Source organism: Hydrogenivirga sp. 128-5-R1-1, from assembly GCF_000171895.1.
The window spans coordinates 1-3,736 of record NZ_ABHJ01000063.1; the positions used below are offsets into that span (position 1 = coordinate 1).

Genomic DNA, 3,736 nt, shown 5'->3' on the forward strand with positions numbered 1-3,736 from the left:
TATGTATGAGTTTATGAAAAAAGGTAAATTTGCAGGAATAGGTCTTGATGTATTTTCTAAAGAACCACCTGACGACAAAATCAGAAAACTTTTTGAGTTTGACAACATAAGTCTTTCTCCTCATATTGGAGCAAATACTTACGAATCTCAGGACAACGTTGCTGTAAAAGTAGCACAGCAGGTTATAAATGCACTAAAAGGAAGATTTGTTGAAACTGCAGTAAATGCACCGTTTACAATTACAGAAGGACTTGCAAACATTAAAGCTTTCCTTGAGCTTGCAGAAAAACTCGGAAGTTTCATAACGCAATATGCAGGTGGACACTTCAAAGAGCTTGTGGTTGAAGTTAGAGGAGATATTAAAGAACATGTTGAACCTATAACAGCTTATTTCCTAAAAGGTTATTTATCACCAATCCTTGATATTCCTGTAAATATAATTAATGCTCCATATATAGCAAAAGAAAGAGGGATAACAATAACGAAAACTACAAAAGAAGAAGGTGAAAACTTTAAAGAATTTATAAAAATAACAGCAAAAAATGATGAAGAAGAAAGAGTCGTTGGTGGAACAGCATTTTATGGAAAAATACCGAGAATAATGCTTATAGATAAATACTGGATAGACATTGAACCTGAAGGAGTTATTCTTGTATTTGAGAATAAAGATGTACCCGGAGTTATCGCAAAAGTTGGTGAAGTACTTGCAAGACATTCAATAAACATTGCAGGATTTAGACTTGGAAGAATTGAAAAAGGTAAAATAGCACTTGGAGCACTTCAACTTGATGACAAATTAAATAAAGTTATATTAGAAGAGATACAGGAAATACCAGAGATAATAAAAGCGAAAGAAATAATCTTATAAACGGAGGAATAAAATGCCTGTAAAAGTAGCAATTAACGGTTTTGGAAGAATTGGAAGAAACTTTTTTAGAGCATGCCTTGGAAATCCTGATATTGAAATAGTTGGAATAAATGACCTAACAGATGCCTATACTCTCGCACACTTATTAAAATACGACTCTGTTCACGGTGTTTTAGATAATGTAGAAATAAAAGCTGAAGGAAATGCAATAGTTATAAATGACAGACCAATTGAAGTTACAGCTATAAAAGACCCTGCTGAGCTTCCATGGAAAGACCTTGGAGTTGATATTGTTATTGAATCTACAGGAGTATTTAGAGATAGAGAAGGTGCCGGAAAACATCTACAGGCAGGAGCTAAAAAAGTAATTATTTCTGCACCAGGGAAAAATCCTGATTTAACAGTTGTTCTTGGTGTTAACGAAGACCAGTACGACCCTGCAGAACACCACATTATTTCAAATGCATCATGTACAACAAACTGCCTTGCTCCAATAGCTAAAATACTTGATAAAGAGTTCGGCATAATTCACGGATATATGGTTACAGTTCACGCCTACACTAACGACCAGAGAATATTAGACCTTCCTCACAAAGATTTAAGAAGGGCAAGAGCTGCAGCGGTTAATATTATCCCAACAACTACAGGAGCAGCTAAAGCTGTCGGAGAAGTTTTACCACAGCTTAAAGGTAAGTTAGATGGAACTGCAAGAAGGGTTCCTGTTCCTGACGGTTCACTTGTTGATTTAACTGTTGTTGTTGAAAAAGAAACTACAGAAGAAGAAATTAATGCAAAAGTCAAAGATTACGCACTTGGAGAGATGAGAGGAATTTTAGAATATACAGAAGACCCTATAGTTTCTCAAGATATTGTAGGGAATCCTCACTCATCAATATTTGACGCATTATCAACAAAAGTAATAGATGGAAAACTTGTTCATGTTTCATCGTGGTATGACAACGAATGGGGATACTCAAATAGATTAAAAGATTTAGTACTATTTATGGCAGATAAAGGATTATAAACTACAGGGGCAAAAGCCCCCTTTTTTATTCCCATATTTTAGAAAAATCAAAATTTAACAGACAATTTTTTAAGTTAAATTCTACAGTTTCATCTGTTGCATCTATTAGTTTTGAATACCTACCATTAATTAACTCAAAAACCTTAGAAAGTTTTTCCTCAGGATAAATAAGAATATAGTATTTAACTCCTTCTCTTTGATAAATCTCAAACTTTATTTTTTCATCCTTTTCCTGCGTTGATTTTGAAACAACCTCAAAAATCAGAGTAGGAGCTTTAGTTATATAGGGTTTATTTTCCAAAGGATAACAAATGACAAGATTATCAGGCTGTACAACTGTATCCTCACTGATTTTCCAGTCAACAGGTAAAAGAGCTTTACATTCTTTGCAGTTTTTTAAAAGTTCTTCCAATTGCCATGCTATTTTATTACTTATAAGTTGATGTTTTACAGCTGGAGCTGGAGACATAGCAAAAGGAATTCCTTCTATAAGCTCCCACCTGCCTTCCCAGTTCTTATAATCTTCATAAGTATAATGGGGTAAATACTTTTGAGATAGCATAAAAGTTTCCTCTTTAATGCTGTTTTTTTTAGCATATTTATAAAACCTTTAATTTCAAAAACCCCTTAAAACAGCATAAATAAATATTTCCATCGTCATAATCTCAATATAAGTTTGGCATTTTTATCTGTCAATAAATATATTTTCACTAAACCTCATACAAGTTCATCGTTTTTCTGACTTCTTTCATATTATTCTCAGCTATCTCTCTGCATTTTAAAGTACCTTCAATGAAAACTTTTTCATATTTTTCGTAATCTTTTTCTATTTCTTTCCTTTTTTCTCTTATTGGGTTTAGAAATTTATTTATGTTCTCAGCAAGAATTTTTTTACAGTCTGTACATCCTATCTCTGCTTTCCTGCATTTATTGTCAATATCTTTTAAAAGAGTTTCATCTTTTGTAAATATTTTGTGATAATCGTAAACTATGCAAACATCTGGATTTCCAGGGTCTGTTCTTCTTATCCTTTGAGGGTCAGTTTTCATTTGCATTGTTTTTTTATTTACTTCTTCTTCGCTGTCTGAAAGATAAATAGCGTTGTTGTAAGATTTTGACATTTTTCTGCCGTCTATTCCAGGGAGCTTTGCTTCCTTTGTTAAAATTGCCTCAGGTTCAGGGAATATCTCACCATATAGGTTGTTAAACCTTCTTGCAATCTCCCGTGTAAGTTCTATATGAGGAAGCTGGTCTTCTCCAACTGGAACTCCCTGTGCTTTATATATTAGAATATCTGCAGCCTGAAGGACAGGATAAGCCAAAAATCCAAGTGTATCTATATCTTTTCCAACATCTCCTCTTTCTAAATTGTTAACTGCTTCTTCAACAATTTTTTTATTAATTCCAAACTTAATAAGAACTTCTTTTAAATACCCAAAGTTTATACCTTTTTGATTATAAAATGCCCTGTGAAAAGATTCCCTTAAATACTCTTCAAAAATTTTATTTTTTTGCTTTCCTGTAGCTTTTTCCAGAGCATTATCATAATTTTCTGGTGGAGGGGCTTGATTTATTTTAACCTGCTTTCCAAGTAAAAAGTCCCTTAAGTACTGATAAAAAAGATTAAATTTTAAATCTTTGTAAGATGGATTAAGTTCAAGCCAGCTTTTTGGAGTTATCATTGAAAATAAAAGTGAAAGCTCTGCGTGCTGTTTTACTCCAGACTGTACGAAAAGGGTTGCTTTTTCAGGATTAAGCCCGCAGGCAAGCCAGTCTATTATCATCTGTTTTATATTTTCTTTTAAATCTTTTGTGTCTTTGTACTTATTTGTAAGAGCATGCCA

Annotated in this window: 4 protein-coding genes; 2 read left to right on the forward strand and 2 right to left on the reverse strand. The window is 33.1% G+C overall.

Features of this window, described 5'->3' with window-relative positions:
• Together HG1285_RS17700 and gap are read left to right on the forward strand one after the other, a co-directional pair.
• Positions 1-868: ACT domain-containing protein (locus tag HG1285_RS17700; protein ID WP_008288392.1), on the forward strand; the 868-nt coding region annotated here is incomplete at its 5' end.
• A gap of 13 nt (positions 869-881) precedes the next feature.
• Positions 882-1,892, forward strand: a complete 1,011-nt coding sequence (gene gap, locus HG1285_RS05445) for a type I glyceraldehyde-3-phosphate dehydrogenase (protein ID WP_008288394.1) — start codon at positions 882-884, stop codon at positions 1,890-1,892.
• Positions 1,893-1,917: 25 nt separating this feature from the next.
• Here the strand turns inward: gap and HG1285_RS05440 are convergent, their stop codons facing one another.
• Both HG1285_RS05440 and trpS read right to left on the reverse strand, forming a co-directional pair.
• Complete coding sequence (locus HG1285_RS05440; RefSeq protein WP_008288395.1) at positions 1,918-2,454, reverse strand: Uma2 family endonuclease; 537 nt, start codon at positions 2,452-2,454, stop codon at positions 1,918-1,920.
• A gap of 148 nt (positions 2,455-2,602) precedes the next feature.
• Positions 2,603-3,736, reverse strand: a 1,134-nt coding sequence (gene trpS / locus HG1285_RS05435) for a tryptophan--tRNA ligase (RefSeq protein WP_008288396.1), incomplete at its 5' end; no start/stop codon positions are given.